This window comes from Spirosoma agri, from assembly GCF_010747415.1.
GTDB lineage: Bacteria > Bacteroidota > Bacteroidia > Cytophagales > Spirosomataceae > Spirosoma > Spirosoma agri.
Genome location: NZ_JAAGNZ010000001.1, coordinates 2,435,172 through 2,455,428 on the forward strand (window position 1 = coordinate 2,435,172; position 20,257 = coordinate 2,455,428).

Consider the following 20,257-nt stretch of genomic DNA (forward strand, 5'->3'; position numbering starts at 1 on the left):
CGTTAAGACGTGACAGGGAACACTGACTGAACCCATCCAGACGACGTTTTTCGAGCTGGTATGGGCTCTGGTGCACGACGTACATAAGTACATTATATTCCTGAGAACAGCAACAGATTGGGATTATCAGTATATGAAATTCGTTTTGTTTCTATTCACAAAGTATTGATAATCAATACATATTGGGGTAATATGGCCATTGTACTTTTGTGGGAAAACACTTTTGGTGTACTAACCTGCAAAACGTATGATGTCTTTTTTACAACCGTTAACGTCACTACCGCGTGCGCTACGCCTGTTGGTCGTGGCGTGTCTGATTGGCCTGCTGCCCGCCCTACCGGCATTGGCGCAAACCATTACGGGTCGGGTCGTATCGGCCGACGATAACCAGCCATTACCCGGTGTTTCGGTTGTGGTCAAAGGTACCTCTACGGGTACGACGACCCGCGCCGATGGTACCTATTCACTTAATGCCGCTTCATCCAGCACACTAACCTACTCGTTCATTGGGTACGAAACGAAAGAAATTACGGTGGGCAACCGTACGGCCATCGACATTGCCCTGGCCGTGGGCACATCGACGCTGAGCGAGGTTGTTGTAACGGCGCTGGGTATCAAAAAAGATATTCGGCAAACGGGTGTTGCGATCCAGACTGTAGAAGGGTCACAGCTGTTAAAAGCGCGTGAACCCAACCCGATCAACTCCCTGACGGGCAAAGTGGCTGGCCTAACTATCGGGTCTTCGTCCGAATTGCTGGGTCGCCCGAATATTTCCTTGCGGGGTAATTCGGATGTGCTGTTCGTTGTGGATGGCATCCCGATTACATCCGATACCTGGAACGTCAGCGCCGACGATATTGAGACCTATACCGTATTAAAAGGAGCTTCGGCATCGGCCCTGTACGGGTTTCGGGGAAAAAACGGAGCCATTCTGATCACCACCAAGCGCGGTACAAAAGATAAACGCGGCTTTTCGGTAGAGGTCAATACCAGCCAGATGGCCGATCAGGGGTTTCTGGCGATTCCTAAAGTGCAGGACGAATACGGCCCCGGTGATCACGGTGTGTATGCATTTGGCGATGGCAAAGGAAATGGCCTGAACGATGGCGATTACGACATCTGGGGACCAGCCCTGAACGGTCAGCTGATTCCGCAGTATGACAGTCCGGTTGTGTCGGGTCAGACGTTCACCACCACGTTTCCCAATGGCAAAACGTTTACCAGTAACCGCCAGCCAACGCCGTTTGTGCCACGGGGCAAAGACAACCTCAGCCGGTTTATCCAGACGGGTATTCTCTCGAACAACAACGTTGCGGTAGCGGCATCGGGCGAAAAATACGATATGCGCTTTTCGCTGTCGCACAATTATCAGCAGGGCTTGGTGCCGAACACGAAGCTCAACGTAACGAACTTCAACATTACGGGTGGGTATAATTTTTCGCCTAAACTGCGCTTCGAGTCTAGTCTGAACTACAACCGCCAATACACGCCCAACTTCCCGGATGTCAACTACGGACCAAACTCGCTGATCTACAATGTTATCGCCTGGGGTGGCGCGGACTGGAATATTGATGATATGAAGCAGATCTGGCAGCCGGGCAAAGAAGGTACGCAGCAGATTTACGCTGAATACCAACGCTATAACAACCCCTGGTTTCTGGCTAAATACTGGCTGCGTGGGCATTACAACAGCAACGTGTATGGCTACACGTCGCTTCGTTACCAGCTTGCCGACGGATTGCAGCTGACGGGTAAAACACAGTTGACGACCTACAGCATTCTGCGGACAGAAAAACTACCATATTCGGCGACGACCTATGGCCGTGAAGAAGCCCGTGGTGATTACCGTGAAGATCGCCGGAGCCTGTTCGACAACATCAACCAATTGCTGCTGCAATACAACAAAAAAGTGACGCCTGATCTGGCCCTGAACGCACTGGTCGGTGGTGAAGCGCGTATTTTTAATTATAATTCCAACTACGCCAGCACCAACTATCTGAACGTACCGGGTGTCTATAATTTCGCGAACTCATCGAATCCGGTTATTGCGTCGAACTTCCAGTCGGACATGCGCGTGCTGTCGGCTTATTACTCGGCTGATTTCACGTTCCGCGATTATGCCACATTGACCACGACGGGCCGTATCGATAAACTCTCGACACTGCCGAAAGGAAATAACGCGTACTTCTATCCATCGGTGGCACTGAGCACAGTCATCTCAGACTATGTTCAGTTGCCAGCCAAACTTGGTATCTCGTTCCTGAAACTACGGGCTTCGTATGCTAACGTAAAAGATGGGCTGACCCAATCGACTATCGGCTCAACCCCAGGGGCTTCGTTCCCGGTCGGTTACGGCGTCGATTACAGCTCGTCGTATGGTGGCCCAACCTACCAGAACTCGGCGGTGTATACATTGCCGCTAACGTATAATAACAAACCATCGGCCTACTACGCCAATACACTCAATAACCCGAACCTGAAGCCCAACTCGACCTCACAGGCGGAAGTCGGTCTTGATATCCGGTTCCTGAATAACCGTTTGATCCTGGATGGTGCGTATTACGTGAGCAACGACGGACCGCGCATTTTTACGTTGCCTTCGTCGGAAGCAACGGGCTACACCGGTCGCCTGGTCAATGGGATCAGTACGCAGAAAAAGGGTGGTGAGATCTCCCTGACGGGGCAGGCAATTCGCTCGCCCAAAGGGTTTAACTGGGATGTTGTTGCCAACTACTCAACCTACACGGAACGCTTGAAAGATGTTTATACGGAAGGCGGTATCAATACGCTGGCATCCAGTTATTTTGTGGGTAACAGCAGTGGCTCGCGGTTCATCAATATCGGTGATCGGACGGATGGTTACTATTCGAGCGCGTTCGTGCGCACCCCCGATGGTCAACTGATCAATGACGCCGGCGGGCGGCCGATTATCAATCCCGTGTCGCAGTTCCTGGGGTACGTGAATCCGAAATTCGTCTGGGGGATCAACAACCGGTTCAGCTACAAAAACCTCACGTTCAGCTTCCAGTTCGATGGTCGGGTTGGTGGTGTGATCGGTGATTACGTCCGTCAGAAAACATTCCAGGGTGGTCGCCACATCGAAACGATACAGGGTGCTTTGGGAGCTGCCCGTCCGAACGACGTGAAGGGCATCAAGTCCTACGTTGGTGATGGCGTGGTGCTGACAAGTGGTAGCATTAACTACGACGTAAATGGGAACGTGCTCAACTACGGTGAGTTGAAGTACGCGCCTAACACGATTCAGACGTTCGAGCAGGATTACATCGCCCGCGCGTTTGGCTCGACCGAATCATTCCTGATGAGCCGGAGCTTTGCCAAACTGCGTGAGGTTATCATTGGCTATTCGTTGCCGCAGAATCTGCTGAGACGTGTCGGGGTCAAACAGGCTAGCGTATCGGTAGTGGGTCGGAACCTTCTGTATTTCGCCCAATACAAAGATATTGATCTGGATCAGTACCTGACTGGTGGTCTCTCCACCCTACAAACCCCAACGACCCGCCGGTACGGCATCAACCTGAATCTGGTATTTTAAAAACAGTCAGCAGGCTATCAACGGCTGACTACCGACCGAAAAATCATGAAACTTTATAAACACATACTTCTCCCGCTCGTCGTATTTGGCCTGACACTGGCCAGTTGCGAAAAGCCGTTCGATCAACTCGAACAAGATCCGAACCGGCCTACCAGCGCACCCGCTTCCCTGGTATTCAACGGGGTACTAAACGATATGTACTTCATTAGCTCAGGCGGTAGTAGCAATGACGGGGGTAATGCAGGGGCATGGAATTCATTTCAGCGCTACAACCAGTTCTACGCCAGTAACTACAACTACTACGGCACAAACGAGTATAGCTGGACGACAACGGGACTCAATTATATAACGCTGAAAAACGTTGTGAAAATGGAGGAAGAGGCTAAAAAAGCCGGTCTGTCGGATGTAAACGCGTATTCGGCGCTGGGAAAATTCTTCCGGGCTTACTTCTTTGAGAACATGACCAAGCGGGTGGGCGATATCCCGTTGACCGATGCCTTGCAGGGGTTGACTAATTCGACACCGAAATACAACACCCAGAAAGAGGTGTATGTGCAGATCTTGACGTGGCTGGATGAGGCTAATTCAGATCTGACCACGTTGATTGCCAAAAACGACAACAATCTGTCGGGTGATATTTACCTTGGCAATAGTCTGTCGAAATGGCAGAAAACGGTCAACACCTTCAAACTACGGGTGCTGGTAAGTTTGAGCAAGAAAGAGGCCGACACGGATTTGAACGTAAAAGCCCGGTTTGCCGAAGTGCTGGCCAATTCGACCAAATACCCCGTAATGACGTCGATGGATGATAACCTGCAATACGTGTACAACACGTCATTCAACAAGTACAACCGCAATCCGGACAATTTCGGCGGAAACGCCACACGCGAAAACATGGCGGCTACGTACCTGGGAACGCTGACAAGCCTGAAAGATCCCCGGACGTTCGTTGTGGCCGAACCGGCTACGGCGAAGGTTGCTGCTGGGGTAAAGCCAACTGATTTTTCGGCTTTCGTAGGCGCATCGTCGGGTGAAGATCTGGCAACGATGTCTTCGAACGCCAATCAGGGCCTGTATTCGTTTCAGAATCGGAAGCATTACTACAGCACCTATACCGCCGAGCCGTATATCATCATCGGCTATCCGGAACTACAATTTACCATTGCTGAAGGCATCAACCGGGGTTGGATCAGCGGAACGGCCGAAGACTACTACAAAAAGGGAATCCAGGCATCGTGGGCTTTTTATGGTCTGACGGATGGTGCCAATACGGTCTATTTCTCGGCCGATGGCGGGTATAAAGTGTTCAATACCTACACGGTGAACGTTAGCTTTGCCGATTACTACGCACAGTCAGCTGTGAAGTATGCGGGGAATACAAGCACCGGGCTGAGTCAGATATTGACGCAGAAGTACCTGGCGTTTTTCCAGCAATCGGGTCTGGAAGCGTTTTACAACCAGCGCCGGACGGGTGTGCCCACGTTTATGGTCGGGCCCGGTACGGGGAACAGCACCCGGATTCCGCTCCGGTGGCAGTACCCATCCACAGAACGTTCCTACAATGCCGCCAACAACACGGCGGCCATTGCCAGCCAGTACGGTGGTAATGACGATATCAATGCCGCGATGTGGGTACTAAAATAATTCACTAACTTCAGGCTGATCTAGACCTACAAGCGATTAAAAAACCTTGTAGGTCTTTCTTTTTTCGATAAAGTAATGCGACTACTCGGCTTATTAATTGGCGTTTTTCTGAGCTGCTCCACCCTGGCCCAACCCGCTCAGAATCTGATTCTTGTCACGCTGGATGGTGTGCGCTGGCAGGAGATCTTCAACGGGGCCGACTCGACGCTTCTGTTCGATCCGGTTTTTAGCCGCGATACGGCCAGCGCCCGTAAACAGTTTTGGGCCAGCAACCCGGTTGAACGCCGGAAGCGGCTCACGCCCTTTCTGTGGAATACCGTAGGGCAGCAGGGACAACTGTACGGGAACCGCCAGCTGGGGAGTCGCCTGAATGTCTCGAATCCGCACTGGTTCAGTTATCCGGGGTACAACGAAATTCTGAGTGGGTATGCCGATGACCGGATCAAGTCGAACGACAAGATCGATAATCCCAACGTCACGGTGCTGGAGTTTCTGAATCAGCAACCCGGCTTTACCGGGAAAGTGGCCGTATTTTCGTCGTGGGACGTGATCGAAGCGGCTGTCAACGAAAAGCGAAGCGGTATTTTCGCGAGTTCAGCTAACGAAACCATCCCGCTTTGTACGGCTCCTGATTCGTTGCTGAGCGACCTGACGACGCTGTATCCGCGCGAATTTGGTGACGGTGTTCGGGCCGATTTTCTGACGTACTTCACGGCCCGGCAATACGTTAAGCAAAACCAGCCGCGCGTGCTTTTTTTATCGTTCGACGAGACCGATGATCTCGCCCATGCCGGGCGTTATCTGGATCACCTGCGTATGGTGCAGTCCATCGATAACTACCTGTCCGATTTATGGAAGTTAGTGCAAACGATGCCCCAGTACGCCGGAAAAACGGCACTATTGATCACGACGGATCACGGGCGGGGGCATACCCCCAAAGCCCGCTGGAAAGACCACGGCACAAAAACAGCTGATTCGTATCAACTCTGGATGGCGGCCATGGGTCCCGGCGTTGCCGCTACGGGCGAACAGAAAAACGGGCCGGTTCTCTTCCAGAATCAGCTGGCCGCCACAATGGCACAACTGCTGGGTTTTACTTTCAAAAGCGATCATCCCGTTGGTGCACCGATCGAAACAATTAATCGTGCCCGTTGACTGGGATGGATTCATACGCCGTATCTTGGAGATACGGCGTATGAATCCATCCCAGTCAACGGGTAATCCCAAACGCTACTTATCTTGCGTCGATTTTAGAAAGCAAATAGATTCTGACCCCCGTATCCCGCAAAACCTATGACTATTGCTGCCCTTTTTGCCCAGAGTGGTAATGACGATTATTACGGAGAGCCAATAACGCAACTCGAACATGCGTTACAGTGCGCACAAATGGCCGAGCAGGCTGGTGCCGACGCGGACACGGTTGCTGCTGCGTTTTTGCACGATATCGGTCATCTGTTACCCGAAGAACTGGTGAAGACGGGTTATATGGATGGCTACGGTACCATCGATCATGAACGGCTCGGTGCCGATTATCTGCGGGAGTTAGGGTACTCGGAGAAAGTAGCGCAACTGATCGAAAATCACGTAAATGCCAAACGCTATCTGGTCTTCAAAAACCCGAAATACTTCGCCCGTTTGTCAGAGGCCAGTTTAAAAACGCTGGCGTTTCAGGGTGGGCCAATGTCGGAAGAAGAAGCAACGGCGTTTGAAGCCAACCCGTATTTTAAAGGAATTCTTCAGCTTCGGGTGTGGGATGAACAGGCCAAGATACCCGGCCTGTCGACGCCAACGGCCGATTACTATATCGCCCTCTGCGAGCAGCAACGAGCAAATTGATCGCGTGACCTGGCATTTTTACGAATGGCGTAGACACCGGTATCAAGTAGTTCATGAGTTTATCGTCTGAAGTTCGTAGTTTACTGTCTGGAATCTACCCACCGATAGTAACCGATATCACCTACCTCGACCATCAATGCGTTTTCTTCGAAATCCTACCGCCTTTGTGCTCTTTGGCGCAACAGCCGCTTTTTGCTCCTACGCCTGCATGTATGCTTTCCGTCGGGGCATAACCGCCGTTACGTTCGAAGGCATGGCTTTCGCCGGTATCAGCTACAAAATATGGCTGGTTACGGCGCAGGTGTTTGGCTATGCGGTATCGAAAGGAATTGGTGTGAAAGTTGTGTCGGAGATGTCACCGGGACGTCGGACCATCAATATTCTGATTTTTGTTGCCATTGCCCTGCTTGCGTTGTTGGGATTTGCTCTCGTTCCGGCTCCCTGGAATATCGTTTTTCTGTTCCTGAACGGTTTGCCGTTGGGCATGGTCTACGGCACCATGATCGGGTTCCTGGAAGGTCGGCGTCAGACCGATGCGCTCGTCGCTGGTCTGACGGCTTCGTTCATTTTTGCGTCGGGCTTTGTCAAAACGATCGCGTTGACCATCAAAGCGGACTGGGGCGTATCCGAGTTTTGGCTGCCGTTCGTAACGGGTGCTTTATTTGTTTTGCCCATGCTGGTGTCGGTATACGCGTTGACCCTGCTTCCGCCACCGACGGATGAAGACCGCGCCCTGCGTACCGAACGGAAACCAATGGACTCGGCGGAGCGGCAGGCCTTTGTGCGAAGTTTCCGACCGGGACTGGTGCTACTCATTGCATCGTACGTATTGCTATCTGCCTTTCGCGACTTCCGCGATAACTTCGGTCCTGAGATCTTGAAAAGTGCGGGGGTAGACAATCCGGGTATTTTTGCCAAAACCGAAACGATGGTTGCCGTTGGCATTCTGATCGTGATGGCATTGCTTCAGCAGGTTACCAACAACTTCAAGGCGTTTGCTTTGTTGAATGGGCTGATGCTGTTGGGTGGGGCACTGGTTGGTCTGAGTACGTACGCTTACTCGACCGGATTGCTGTCGCCCGGTAACTGGTTCCTGCTGACGGGTTTGGGCTTGTACATGGCGTATGTCCCCTGCAACGGATTGTATTTCGAACGACTCATCGCCACGTTCCGGTACGTGAGCACGGTTGGCTTCATCATCACCCTGGCCGACTGGTATGGCTATCTGGGCAGCGTAGGCGTATTGCTGTACAAGAATTTTGGTCACGGCTCGATCAGTTACCGCGAGTTTTTCATCAACGGGGCCTACATCATGTCTGTGTTTTATAGTTTGCTGGTGGTTAGCTCGTTTGCCTATTTCCGAAGACGGTTTCAGAAAGAAGAAAAACGGGTCGCCGTCCCTGAATTCTAGCTGCAACTAAGTGATTGGAGGACGGGTTTATTCCCTAATTACCCAATTAACCCGTAAGCAGCGGGTAAACCATGAAACGTGTCCTTATTTTAACGGGCCTGAGCGGCAGTGGTAAAACCACGTTTGCCCGCCGGTTCTGCGCTGAAAACCCAAACTGGTTACGAGTCAATCGTGATGATCTCCGACGGGGTTTGTTGTCCGTATCGCTTGGTGAGTACTGGCAAACGTGGTCTGATCAGGAGAAGAATCGCATCGAGCAACTCGTCAACGAGTTACAGAAAACAGCCATTCTGGAAGGACTCATGCAGGGCTGGCACGTGCTGATCGACAATACAAATCTAAAACTAAGTTACGTCAATGACTTCCGGCGGTTGTTGGCCAATCGGTTCGATGACGTCGAAATACGGTATACGCTGATTGATGCACCCCTGGAGGAATGTATCCGGCGCGATCAGAATCGCCCTGACTCGGTAGGGGAGGCCGTGATCCGGCGGCAGGCCGAACAACTTACCGCGCTGAAGCGCAAATTCAGATTTCAGACCGAACTACTGACGCGAAATCCTGCTTTTCAGCGCGCACAGAACCCATCGCTGCCCCCTTGCGTACTGGTCGATATTGATGGGACCGTAGCCGAACGAGGCGACCGATCGCCGTACGACTGGCACCGGGTCGGCATTGACCGGCCTAAGTGGCCCATCATCCGGCTGGTTCAGGCATTGCAGGCATCGGGCTACGCCATCGTGTTCCTCTCCGGTCGGGATGCGGTCTGCCGACCCGAAACAATTTCCTGGCTCAAGCAATATGTTGGCTGGGAAGCGACTGACTATCGCTTGTTCATGCGCCCTGCAAACGACAATCGAAAGGACTCGCTCATCAAACAGGAGTTGTACGAACAGCACATCGCCGGTCAGTATTACGTCGAACTCGTCGTGGACGATCGACAGCAGGTTGTGGATATGTGGCGACGGACGCTGGGCCTGACGTGCGTACAGGTAGACGACGGGGATTTTTGAGGAAAATTACTGAGCATCCTGTTGCTCATTCTGCTTCGCCCGGACTAACGACATGATTCGAGTCGCCTTTTCAATCTTTCGCGTAAATAGAGTTGAGCTAATCGAACGCTCCTTCAATACGTCATCGACTAGTACCGGATACAGATTGGCTCCCCTGCGTGATTTGGATGTTGTCTTCATAGCTGTTCACGAGTTAAAACGAAGCTACTTTTTACGAATCAGAAAACCTAAATAATCCTGCTGAATTGTAAAGGGTATCACGTCACTAGTTTCTGTTATACCGTCAACGTAAAAATCAGCTGAAATGTCTGACCAGTACTTATAAATTACCCATTTATATATTTGTGTTCGCTGGTCAGTACTGCCTGAAAAAAAAACAGTTGCGTTGGAATGAACAGTCATAAATTCCCGAATGGAGAAGGCAACTGTTGCCAATACTTTTCTGCCGTCGCCATTATCTGAAATAGTTTGGTCATTAATTTGTCCTGTATCAGGATCAAAATCACCGAATCCCAAATTCCAAAAATCAAGGCCCTCGATATAGGTGTACTCGATCCTTTTTACGATTAGACCTTTAGGCCCTTTACTAACAAACTCAAATTGTAGACGGTCACTCGTTGTGCGCACATCGTAATGCGGCTGATTCATCGACGGTGGATTCTGTGCTGCAAAATAGAAAAATAAATTTTTATATACGAAAACAAAGATAGTGTTTATATGAAATTGTTGGCCTGCTATGCGTGGCCGACGGGGATTTTTAGTTTTATACCCGCCCAATCCATTTTACCCCCATCTTTGTTATTCTTGCAGAATCAATCAATCATGCAGCGAACGCGTTAACAAAGACAATCGCTCAACACTCGTCTGAATACATGAAACTTCTAAAAGTAGCCGCTGGTGTTCTGAACCAGACTCCACTTGCCTGGGGCCACAATAAGCAGAATATCATAAATGCCATTGAAGAGGCTCAACGGCAGGAGGTTAGTCTCCTTTGCCTGACGGAACTCTGCATTTCGGGATATGGGTGTGAGGACGCCTTTTATTCGCAAAATACCATCGATCAGTCGATTGCTTCACTGCTGGAAATTGTTGAGCATACCAGCGATATTGCCGTAGCGGTTGGTCTGCCACTCCGTCATAACAACCGCACGTACGATACGGCCTGTCTGATTGTGAACAAGCGGATCATGGGGTTCGCCGTGAAGCAGTACATGGCCAATAACGGCGTTCATTACGAAACCCGCTGGTTCCAGCCCTGGAACCCTTACGTGCGTGATGAGATCAAGATCGGCGAATTTTCGTACCCGTTCGGGGATATCGTCTTCGACTTATCGGGTGTTCGGATTGGGTTCGAGATTTGCGAAGATGCGTGGGTCGCGAACCGACCCGGTCGAATGCTCTACGAACGGGGTATCGACATCATCCTGAATCCGACGGCTAGCCATTTTGCGTTCCTGAAATCGCAGGTACGCGAACGTTTTGTGGTCGATGCGTCGCGGGCGTTCGGGGTTAGTTACATCTACAGCAACATGTTGGGCAATGAAGCGGGCCGGATGATCTATGATGGCGATGCGATGATTGCGTCCAACGGTGAGCTGTTGGTGTCGGGACCGCGCCTGAGCTACGAAGAGTTTCTGATTGTTCCGGCGGTTGTCGATATTGAACTGACCCGCCTGAACCAGACCCAGAGTCGGGGTAATATAGCCCTGGCGTATCCCAACCTGCGCGTGACAGACCGCTTCGACTGGCCCGATGTGACACCTGTCGTGCAACGGGCCGAACTTGAAGCGTGGGAGCGGGGCGGTTACCTCAAAGAAGAAGAATTTGCGCGGGCCGTCTCCCTCGGACTCTTCGATTACCTGCGCAAGAGTCGTTCGCAAGGCTATGTTTTGTCGCTGAGTGGTGGTGCGGATTCGTCGGCCATTGCTGCAACGGTGTTCCTGATGGTGCGGATGGCGGTACAAAACATCGGGCTTAAGGGAGTAAAGAAAAAGCTGCATTATATCACCGCTATTCAGGACTGCAAAACACCCGAGGAAATGGTCGGCAAGCTGCTGACCGTGATGTATCAAGGAACCGAAAACTCGTCGGATGACACCTTTAACTCCGCGAAGGAACTGGCCGACGACATTGGTGCAACGTTCCTGAATATCAATATTAATGGTCTGGTCGAAACGTACCGTGGCCTGATCGAAGGACAATTAGGGCGCACGCTGTCGTGGGATACCGATGATCTGGCCCTGCAAAATATTCAGGCACGGGTGCGGGCTCCGGGTATCTGGATGATAGCAAACATCAATAACGCGCTGTTGCTGAGCACGTCGAATCGTTCCGAAGCCGCTGTTGGGTACGCGACGATGGATGGTGACACGGCGGGTAGCATTAGTCCGATTACGGGTATTGACAAGCATTTTTTGCGGGGCTGGCTGCGCTGGCTTGAAACCACGGGCCTGAACGTTAAAAATGACTCAACACCGGCCGACCGTACCGGTTCTACCAAGGATCAGGCAACCCCCGATGAACTGATTAAGGTTGCTGGTTTACAGGCCGTCAATAACCTGCAACCAACCGCCGAATTGCGTCCGCTGGACAAAAAGCAGACCGACGAAGAGGATCTGATGCCTTATGACGTGTTGAACTCCATTGAAGCGGCTGCTATCCGCGACAAACAACCGCCGGTTGACGTGCTCAAACTGGTAGAAGTGCGGTATGCTGGTTCGTATGATCGCAAGACGTTGCTGATCTGGGTCGAGCGGTTTTTCAAACTCTGGAGCCGCAACCAGTGGAAGCGCGAACGGTACGCACCGTCGTTCCACCTCGATGATCACAACCTCGACCCGCGTTCGTGGTGCCGTTTCCCGATTCTGTCGGGTGGTTTCGAGAAAGAGCTGGCCGAAATGCGCGACTGGGCTGCCGGTCAGGATCGCAACAGCCGGAAGGGCAAAATTGGATTTTAGACTATACATAAACAGGGCTGTGACCAACCATTGTACAAGCGATTTCTGTACAATAGTTGGTCACAGGCACATTAGTAGCAACCTATTCGAGATATATACCTGTGCGCCAACTTTTGCCTGGACTTTTCTTTGCGGCTCTTTGGGCTTCGGCTTCGGTAGCCACCAAATTTGGGGTACAATCGGTTCATCCGCTTATTCTGGCTAACGTCCGGTTTTTTATTGCCGGTGGAGGGATGCTTTTGTTTGCCTACGGCATTCAGCGGAAAAATGCCTGGCCTACGGGCGTAGAATGGCGGCAACTGACCATTTTTGCGCTCCTTAACACAACCATCTACCTCGGAGCATTCGTGTTGGCGCTTAAACAGGTGTCGGCGGGTATCGGTAGTTTATCGACGGCCACGAACCCACTGTTCATTGCGTTGCTGTCGGCGATCTGGCTACGCCGGATGCCACGCTGGAATGAAACGGCTGGCTTGCTGCTGGGTCTGTTGGGCGTAGGGGTGGCCACGTATCCACTCCTGCAAAACAGTTACGCTACTGTCGACGGGTTGCTGATTCTGCTCGGCGGTATGATCTCCGTTTCTGCGGCCACTGTCTATTACGCCAGCATCGAGTGGCGGTTACCCAACCTGGTCATCAATGGCTGGCAGGTACTGATCGGTGGCTTATTGCTACTGCCATTTACGTTTCTGTCGGCTGCGCTTGATTCGGCCGCATTCAGTGCTTCTCACTACGATTTGCGCTTCTGGGCGTCGGTTTTCTGGCTTATCGTTCCCGTCTCGGTGGCGGCCCTGCAACTGTGGTTTTACCTGATCTGGCAAGATCCCATTCGGGCGTCGCTGTGGTTGTTTCTCTGTCCGATCTTCGGTTTTGCCTACTCGTATCTGCTCATGGGCGAACCGATCACGCTTTACACCGTTTCCGGCACCGCTTTAGTGATTGGCGGGCTTTACCTTGGCCGGAAGTAACACAGCTGGAAAGCCGCACTAAATAGCCGGATAGCGATGAGACACGAACGTACCCCGCAAACAGGATTCCCGTCGCCTACTGTTTCACCACAATCATTTCTACCCGTCGGTTAAGTTTCCGCGTCGCTTCCGAATTATTGCTGGCAATGGGGCGTGTAGGCCCATAACCGCGCGTGGTGATGCGATTGGCGGCAATACCATTCTGTACCAGGTACGCTTTCACGAGGTCAACACGCTGCTTGGAAAGCAGTAAGTTCTGGTCGAAGTCGCCCTGGTTGTCGGTGTGACCGGCTAACTCGATTTCTGCGGTTGGTTTGTCGCGCATGAAGGTTAGCAGTTGCTCAAGCGCTGGCCCTGCGTCGGAGAGCAATTCGGCTTTACTCTGCACAAATTCAATTGCTTTAAGCTGCGTCACTTTTCCCGTCGGCGCAACGATCAGCGGGGGCGTATAGGTAACTTTCGCATCGAGCGTTTTAGGCGGTGTTAACCGTTCGCTGGTCGGGGGGGCGCTACCACCCGATGGTCTACTCGCTGTTGCCACTGTCGAAGGGGCTGCGGGTGGGGGAGACGCAGGAAGGGAAGCCGCTGATACAGACACTGCCGGTTGGGTCGATTGAGGAGCAGACACCGTCGATGATGAAGGGTTACTCGTAGTGGCTACTGGCTTGGTGCCGATACGGTATAGGGGAATACTTTTCCCTGAAATTCTCTCGGTGGAAGGCGACGTAGGAGCAAGTTCCTGCACGAAAGGCTCATAGCCATCGGTAGTAGCCGATATTACGAAAGCATCTCTTGAACGAAGAACTAACTTATAGGCTCCATCGCTTCCTACGCGTTGCTTATCGCGCGCCGTACCCGACTGATTTTTCACTTCGATAATAGCTCCCGCAAGTGGCTTTTTTGATACGCCATCAATGATAGTTCCCTGGATCGAAAGTGATACCGGGCCCGTAGTAGCAGCCTGGGTCCTTGATTGTCCCCGGCTTGCCGTCAACAGCAAACCACTCAGGAACAGATAACTGACAAAAAAAATGGAATAGGTTTGTTTCATTAGTAGAAGCAACGTGAAAAGAAAGCCCAAAAGTACGTGCAAACCCGGAAAAAACAACCCAACGGTCAACGCCCAACAGGCTCATTTTTTGAGTATATTTTCGGAGTAAAAAATGATAGCTAATATATTGATAGTTAAGGTATTATGTAGGTAAAATAATTGGCGAAAAGTGAACGCTGGAACCCCCTTTTTCGTTACTAAACTATGACACAGATAACGAACGTGACGATGCATTCCCCGAACGCTCAGGCCCCCCTTGCACCGACTTCTACGGGCAATTTGCCGCTCGATGACAACTGGCGGAAATCGATTCCGGCACAGGTGTTTCTGAACCATTTCTTTGCCATGGACTACCACATCCAGCACCAGCACGATCTCTTCGATGTACCGAAATTTCCGATCTTTCAGCAGTTCTACGGGACGGTGACGGATGCAAGCTATAAAACGCTGGAGAAGCTGCTGCTCAATAGCTGGAGTGCCGAATACGCGTTGCGCATTACGCCCGTTGTCAACGACGAGCAGTACCTGCAAAGCTCATTACACTGGACGTTTCCACAGGCCTACTATAGTGCATTATTCAGTGCGCGTGCCTTTCTGGCCGCACAGGGCGTTAACGTCAGTAACGAAGAGTTGATCCGTAAGCGGATCGGCAATATGGTCGTACGGGGTTATTACCCTGCTTCTATCGGCTATTACGCACTTGGCCCGATCAATAGTTATCGCATCCAGCGGTTGCCAATGGCCAAGCGATTTACGGTAGCGGCCAAGACCGACCTGCTCCTGCCATCGCGGGAAGGATCGGTGCAGGCAGAACTGTCGCAGTTCCTGAAAACAACGCGTGATCAGCGCGTTAAATCGCTTCGTAACGCCATTCAGACTAATCCTAAGACAGCACTGCGCAGCCCGAAAACAGGTGAGATTTTACAGAAATTCAGCGTTGAGCAATACAAGCAACTGGCTAAGCAGATTGGCTACACGACTTATTTCGATATGCTGAGTCGGCTGCGCATCTCATCGACGAACCGGGAGATCGAGCGGTTTGTTGATTCCGAGATCGATGTGAAGCTGTTTCACCAGAGTCTGGTTAATATTGTGTCGCATGTCAATGCCGTTCACGAGGCTTACATCGCGAAGGCATTGGGCGTCGATGCGTACCGGCAGTTGGTGGCCAAGCTGCCATCCTATTTGCAGGAGAGTTTTGTGCGGGAGCGGATGAACACGCTCATCATACCCATGCTCTCAGCGGACGATGATACGTCCATGAAGCTGGCTGCTTGATGTAATAAAGCGATGGCGGGTCAAACAGGTAGCGAACTAATGCTCCCCGTTTGACCCGCCATCGTTTTTAACCGGTCCGGCTACTGATCGCCCAGATCAGTGGCTGAGATCCATTTTACCCCAAACTGCTGCCCGTTTATGGTTTCTTCGCGGGTATCCGTGTAGCGAATGGTAAAGTTGTTAATGATGCCGCTCCACGTCGAGATATTCTTGACGGGAATTGCGTACGTATGGTACTGGTTGTCAGGGATGATGTTGAACCTGATCGCCTGAGAACCATTTTCCGCTTCCAGTTCGGTCTGGCCCACTTTGCGCCAGTCGAGGAGTAGCTGACGCTCCGGAGTAATGGCCCGCATCCGAACATAAATGACACCGAACTCAGCCGCTTTGTATCCTTTGCGGGGTGACACCAGCCGGAAGCGACGATCGGTTGGTGTGATTGTCAGTTCGTTTCCACGGAGCGGATAACCCTGATCATAGCCTTTGCGGTACATGAAGCCGTGCCGGGTCGGATTGCCGGCAAACACGTAGTTTGGTTTGGTTTCTGAACGAGGCAGCGTATTGATCGTGCTCCGTATTTCGTCCAGCGTGCCAACCACCCTGTTGATATCGTACTCATACACGCCATCCGGGTCCAGAATCATGGTTGAGCTATTGGAGATATAACCCGCGTTTGTGGACTCGGGTGTGCCCTGACCTGGGCTATGAAACAAGGCTGCTTTGAACTCATGCGAATACGGCGTGTGCAGCGCCATACCCCGATTTGATCCCGAGCGGATAGCGGCAATCCAGGGTTCAGAGGCATCGACGTTGAAGGGCCCCATCCGACCTTCGTTTTTGTACTGATCCATGCTCGTACCGCTTCCGTCGATATTCTGAATCGAATTCACGTGGACCAACGGAGCGTTTGTATAGGGCTCACCCCGGACAACGAAATACTGGTAGAACAGGCTGCTCGTATACACACAGGGAAGTTCCTGCTGACGGGAGTCCGGGTATTTTGTCCGCTCCGGACGATCGCCTGTGATACGCACGTGCTGACGGACAATGTTGTTTTCCAGGCGAATCCACTGTTCAATCGTATAATCGCCCGCTTCGTTATCTATGCCCCAGTGAAGAGCCCGTGTTTTACTGTAAAGCATTTTGTCCGTCCGCCCGTAGCCCAGAATAGGTGAAAACTGCCCTGCAACGCTACCACCTTGTACGGGGTTGTAGCCGATGTCATCCAGAATAGGTTTGCCGTTCTTGGTAAATCCTTTCTCCGGATAACCGTAGAGCGCAATCTGATCGTCGCGGCCGGTGTCACGCGTTCCATCGGGCTTCACGAAGCAGTTAACCATGTTTTCGCCGACCTGCAAATCAGTTATCTCCCGAATAACACCGCCAACACCCAGGTCAATGGCTACCCGTACACGGTCATTCTGCAATACGGGCCGTTGATCAGCGGGTTGCGGGCTGTTCAGAACAGGGTAGGGCTCGATCGAAATTGTGCATCCCGTTACCGTGACTGATCCAATCGCCGTCTTGTTATCGCAGCCCACCCGGCTAGCCGTTACGGCGTAGAGGTACGTGCCATCGGTAGACGGAGCCGTCAGAGTAAGGCGCTGCCCCTGCTGGCTGACGCCATTGCCACTCCATGCGTAGCTTACTCCGTTGCAACTACTCCCTGAACAACTCGCACTCAGGCTTACAGCCCCGTTACAGGACGTACTGACCGAATTGGCCGACACATCGAAGTCGCAACTTGGCGTTGTAGTGCAGCCCGTAACTGTCACCGTGGCGACGATGACCTTGCCAGCACAGCCGTCTTTGGTAGCGGTCATGGTGTACGAGTAAAGACCAGAAGTAGACAATGCCGTTAGGGCAAGCACCTGACCCGATTGGCTAACTCCGTTTCCGGTCCAGGTATAATTAACGTTGTCGCAGTTCGCGCCCGAACAGGTTGCGTTCAGATTGATCGAACTACCGCAGGTGGCGCTCACCGAATTGACCGCGACATCGAAGGCGCAGCTAGGCGTGGGCGTACAGCCCGTAACGGTGAGGGTCGCGACGGCGGTCTTGCTGGTGCAGCCGGTTTTAGTGGCAGTCACGGTATAGGCGTACGTTCCGTTGGTAGCGGGGGCGGTGAGGTTAAGGGCCTGCCCTTGCTGGTTGATGCCGTTTCCGCTCCAGGTGTAGGTGAGTCCCTGGCAGTCAGCGCCCGAACAGGCGGCAGCCAGGGCGACTGCGCTGCCGCAAGTGGCACTTGTGGAGCTGACGGCAACCTCGAAGGCGCAACTAGCCGCCGTCGCTGACCCTGGACAACTGGCCGTCGTCATGGGGCTCTGTGATACCTCATACGATGAACCAGCCGCTCTGACAGAAATCCGTATTGGTGTATTGTTTTTGTAGGAGTCCGGAATAGTCCAGCTATAGCCAAACTGGGCAAAGTTACCGGTGTTGAAAACACTGGCCACGTCACTCCGTACCTGATCAGCAACAACCGTAGCGGCTTTGACATTGTTGATGTAGATGTCAACGCTCTGTGATTTTTGGGTCGACTTCATGTCGAGTAGCCAGCCACTGATGTAGTTACAATTGGCATTGTCCAGGAAGCCGCGGTATTCCCCAGATGGCGTCGGCGGAGGTGTGCAGCCCGTAACGGTGAGGGTCGCGACGGCGGTTTTGCTGGTGCAGCCGGTCTTGGTGGCAGTCACGGTATAGGCGTACGTTCCGTTGGTAGCGGGGGCGGTGAGGTTAAGGGCCTGCCCTTGCTGGTTGATGCCGTTTCCGCTCCAAGTGTAGGTGAGTCCCTGGCAGTCAGCGCCCGAACAGGCCGCCGGTAGGGTGACAGCGCTGCCGCAAGTAGCACTTGTGGAGTTGACGGCAACCTCGAAGGCGCAACTAGCCGCCGTCGCTGACCCTGGACAACTGGCCGTCGTCATGGGGCTCTGTGATACCTCATACGATGAACCAGCCGCTCTGACATCAATTTTTAAACGGGAATTGGTTTTGTATTTCTCCGGAATGTTCCACCGGTAGCCGTACAACTCAAAACCAGACAGATTGAATGATTTGGGGACATCAGATCTGTTCTGATCGGCCTTGATCGTTGCCGCTTTGACATCGTTGATGAAGATGTCCAGACTCACCGATTGTTTCGGAGCGTTTAAATCGATAGCCCAGCCACCGATCACATCGCAAGTGGCAAATTCAAGGTAACCCCGATAATTAGCGTTGGCGGACGGTGGAGTAACCGGATCCGGGGTGATTTCCGGCGGTAACACTGACCCGATGCAAACGGCGGTCTTGATCGGACTTTGGGCCAATTCAGTATCGTCGTTTGCCAACTTGACCGAAATTTTTAACGCTTTGTTCGTTTTGTACAGCTCCGGAAGGGTCCAGTAGAACCCGTACAGACTGAACCCACTGAGACCAAAGGCGCTGGCTACGTCGGGTCGGCTTTGATCAGCTTTAACCGTCGCTACTTTGGCATCGTTGATATAAATATCCAGACTTACCGATTGCCGGGAAGCGTTCAAATCGAAAGCCCAGCCGCCCACCGCATCACACGTGGCAAATTCCAGATTGCCCCGATACTCGGCACCGGCAACCCGAGCTGATTTGGTGGCAATGGCCGGATTGTCTATATCGACATAGAGAGTTTCTGATCTGGTAGTAGCCTGCTTGTTGCTATCGATCGCTGTCTCACGGAGTGACTTTTTGGCGGTGGACAGTTCTGCCAGCCTAACGGTTGATTTCTCGACAAACAGGCTTTGCCCATCGGCCTGCCCGTGGCTTCTCAGCAGTCGGAAAGATGCACCGGGCGAAAGCGTTGAGAAGTGACCAATGATATGATAGGTTGCTTCCGTTCGGGTTGGGTAGGAGAGTTCTGCGCCAACAAAATCGCTGAAATCGCCACCCGTTTGCTCGAAACCCGTTGGTAACAAAAGCTTCAGTTTGTACGCGGTAGCCCCTGGAAGCTGAAAAAGTAAACTGGATGTAATCGACAACAGTTCCGCTCTGATGGTTATGTCTATCGTCTCACCCAGGTGAACGGATTTCTTATCGATGCTTAGGGTAAACCGGATCGGATCATTGGCGACAGATGAATAGCCTGGCTGACTGGCCAGAAGCGACTGATTGCGATACGTGAATACGTTTATCGGGGTGGGCTTTGGCAGGGGACCTACGACCTTTCGACCTGGTGGTTCATTGCTGCCAGGCAGGCCGTGCGATAAAGAGGGAATCAATAGGAGCAGCATAAAAAAGTGTACGGCGCTCCTACTGATACATTTTGTGAAAATGTAAAATCTGAAATTCATAATAAGTTGGATAAAGTTGCTTCGTAGCACTCGTGAATGGCTACTTAAGGGGCACATGGGCAAAATGTGTACCGTTTTGCCCACATTTGTATAAAAAAATAATAAGAAGATTACTTTTTGGTTACTATATAATCGGAATGGTATAACTAGTAGGTAGACTAAAAACAAATTTTTATAGATACAGGTATCAGTAAAGGACTGAGGGTGAATGGGCTGCTGAGAATTAGCTCAGTCCTTGTCGC

The 20,257-nt window shown here is 52.0% G+C and carries 13 protein-coding genes; 9 read left to right on the forward strand and 4 right to left on the reverse strand.

From position 1 onward, the window contains the following. Window positions 1-247: 247 nt before the first annotated feature. The 6 genes from GK091_RS10055 (at window position 248) to GK091_RS10080 (ending at window position 9,457) form a co-directional block, all read left to right on the forward strand. On the forward strand, window positions 248-3,553 hold the full coding sequence (locus tag GK091_RS10055; RefSeq protein ID WP_246202189.1) for a SusC/RagA family TonB-linked outer membrane protein: 3,306 nt from the start codon (window positions 248-250) through the stop codon (window positions 3,551-3,553). 45 nt (window positions 3,554-3,598) lie between these two features. Beyond that, a complete protein-coding gene (locus tag GK091_RS10060; protein ID WP_164036920.1) occupies window positions 3,599-5,197 on the forward strand; it encodes a SusD/RagB family nutrient-binding outer membrane lipoprotein in 1,599 nt (532 codons plus the stop codon). A gap of 75 nt (window positions 5,198-5,272) precedes the next feature. Next, on the forward strand, window positions 5,273-6,352 hold the full coding sequence (locus GK091_RS10065) for an alkaline phosphatase family protein (protein WP_164036921.1): 1,080 nt from the start codon (window positions 5,273-5,275) through the stop codon (window positions 6,350-6,352). Window positions 6,353-6,490: 138 nt separating this feature from the next. After that, window positions 6,491-7,033 carry an HD domain-containing protein gene (locus tag GK091_RS10070; protein WP_164036923.1) on the forward strand — a complete coding sequence of 181 codons (543 nt, stop codon included), beginning with the start codon at window positions 6,491-6,493 and terminating at the stop codon, window positions 7,031-7,033. A 136-nt stretch (window positions 7,034-7,169) separates the two neighbouring features. Then, a complete protein-coding gene (locus GK091_RS10075; RefSeq protein WP_164036925.1) occupies window positions 7,170-8,444 on the forward strand; it encodes a DUF5690 family protein in 1,275 nt (424 codons plus the stop codon). 71 nt (window positions 8,445-8,515) lie between these two features. Beyond that, window positions 8,516-9,457 carry a phosphatase domain-containing protein gene (locus tag GK091_RS10080; RefSeq protein WP_164036927.1) on the forward strand — a complete coding sequence of 314 codons (942 nt, stop codon included), beginning with the start codon at window positions 8,516-8,518 and terminating at the stop codon, window positions 9,455-9,457. Between the two features lie 6 nt (window positions 9,458-9,463). Here the strand turns inward: GK091_RS10080 and GK091_RS10085 are convergent, their stop codons facing one another. Continuing rightward, window positions 9,464-9,637 (reverse strand): hypothetical protein, encoded by a 174-nt coding sequence (locus GK091_RS10085; protein ID WP_164036930.1) that lies wholly within the window; start codon window positions 9,635-9,637, stop codon window positions 9,464-9,466. 24 nt (window positions 9,638-9,661) lie between these two features. Then, window positions 9,662-10,105: a DUF6934 family protein gene (locus GK091_RS10090; protein WP_164036932.1), complete on the reverse strand. Its 444-nt coding sequence runs from the start codon at window positions 10,103-10,105 to the stop codon at window positions 9,662-9,664. 224 nt (window positions 10,106-10,329) lie between these two features. Here GK091_RS10090 and nadE point away from each other — a divergent pair, with 224 nt between their 5' ends. Next, on the forward strand, window positions 10,330-12,414 hold the full coding sequence (gene nadE / locus GK091_RS10095) for an NAD(+) synthase (RefSeq protein WP_164036934.1): 2,085 nt from the start codon (window positions 10,330-10,332) through the stop codon (window positions 12,412-12,414). 101 nt (window positions 12,415-12,515) lie between these two features. Further along, window positions 12,516-13,382 (forward strand): DMT family transporter, encoded by an 867-nt coding sequence (locus tag GK091_RS10100; protein ID WP_164036936.1) that lies wholly within the window; start codon window positions 12,516-12,518, stop codon window positions 13,380-13,382. 76 nt (window positions 13,383-13,458) lie between these two features. On the opposite strand, the gene GK091_RS10105 is transcribed toward GK091_RS10100, so the two are convergent. Then, complete coding sequence (locus GK091_RS10105) at window positions 13,459-14,433, reverse strand: OmpA family protein (protein ID WP_170312640.1); 975 nt, start codon at window positions 14,431-14,433, stop codon at window positions 13,459-13,461. A 204-nt stretch (window positions 14,434-14,637) separates the two neighbouring features. On the opposite strand from GK091_RS10105, the gene GK091_RS10110 reads away from it, so the two are divergent. After that, window positions 14,638-15,711 (forward strand): hypothetical protein, encoded by a 1,074-nt coding sequence (locus tag GK091_RS10110; RefSeq protein ID WP_212592950.1) that lies wholly within the window; start codon window positions 14,638-14,640, stop codon window positions 15,709-15,711. An 80-nt stretch (window positions 15,712-15,791) separates the two neighbouring features. Here GK091_RS10110 and GK091_RS10115 read toward each other — a convergent pair whose 3' ends face one another. Beyond that, entirely contained in the window at window positions 15,792-19,955 is a 4,164-nt protein-coding gene (locus GK091_RS10115) for a hypothetical protein (protein WP_164036938.1), read from the reverse strand. Between the last annotated feature and the right edge of the window lie 302 nt (window positions 19,956-20,257).

What these genes read in the sequence shown, in the direction of transcription:
- GK091_RS10055 (WP_246202189.1), top strand. Translation starts at nt 248, where the DNA reads ATGATGTCTTTTTTACAACCGTTAACGTCACTACCGCGTGCGCTACGC.
- GK091_RS10060 (WP_164036920.1), top strand. Translation starts at nt 3,599, where the DNA reads ATGAAACTTTATAAACACATACTTCTCCCGCTCGTCGTATTTGGCCTG.
- GK091_RS10065 (WP_164036921.1), top strand. Translation starts at nt 5,273, where the DNA reads ATGCGACTACTCGGCTTATTAATTGGCGTTTTTCTGAGCTGCTCCACC.
- GK091_RS10070 (WP_164036923.1), top strand. Translation starts at nt 6,491, where the DNA reads ATGACTATTGCTGCCCTTTTTGCCCAGAGTGGTAATGACGATTATTAC.
- GK091_RS10075 (WP_164036925.1), top strand. Translation starts at nt 7,170, where the DNA reads ATGCGTTTTCTTCGAAATCCTACCGCCTTTGTGCTCTTTGGCGCAACA.
- GK091_RS10080 (WP_164036927.1), top strand. Translation starts at nt 8,516, where the DNA reads ATGAAACGTGTCCTTATTTTAACGGGCCTGAGCGGCAGTGGTAAAACC.
- GK091_RS10085 (WP_164036930.1), bottom strand. Translation starts at nt 9,637, where the DNA reads ATGAAGACAACATCCAAATCACGCAGGGGAGCCAATCTGTATCCGGTA.
- GK091_RS10090 (WP_164036932.1), bottom strand. Translation starts at nt 10,105, where the DNA reads ATGAATCAGCCGCATTACGATGTGCGCACAACGAGTGACCGTCTACAA.
- nadE (WP_164036934.1), top strand. Translation starts at nt 10,330, where the DNA reads ATGAAACTTCTAAAAGTAGCCGCTGGTGTTCTGAACCAGACTCCACTT.
- GK091_RS10105 (WP_170312640.1), bottom strand. Translation starts at nt 14,433, where the DNA reads ATGAAACAAACCTATTCCATTTTTTTTGTCAGTTATCTGTTCCTGAGT.
- GK091_RS10110 (WP_212592950.1), top strand. Translation starts at nt 14,638, where the DNA reads ATGACACAGATAACGAACGTGACGATGCATTCCCCGAACGCTCAGGCC.
- GK091_RS10115 (WP_164036938.1), bottom strand. Translation starts at nt 19,955, where the DNA reads ATGCTGCTCCTATTGATTCCCTCTTTATCGCACGGCCTGCCTGGCAGC.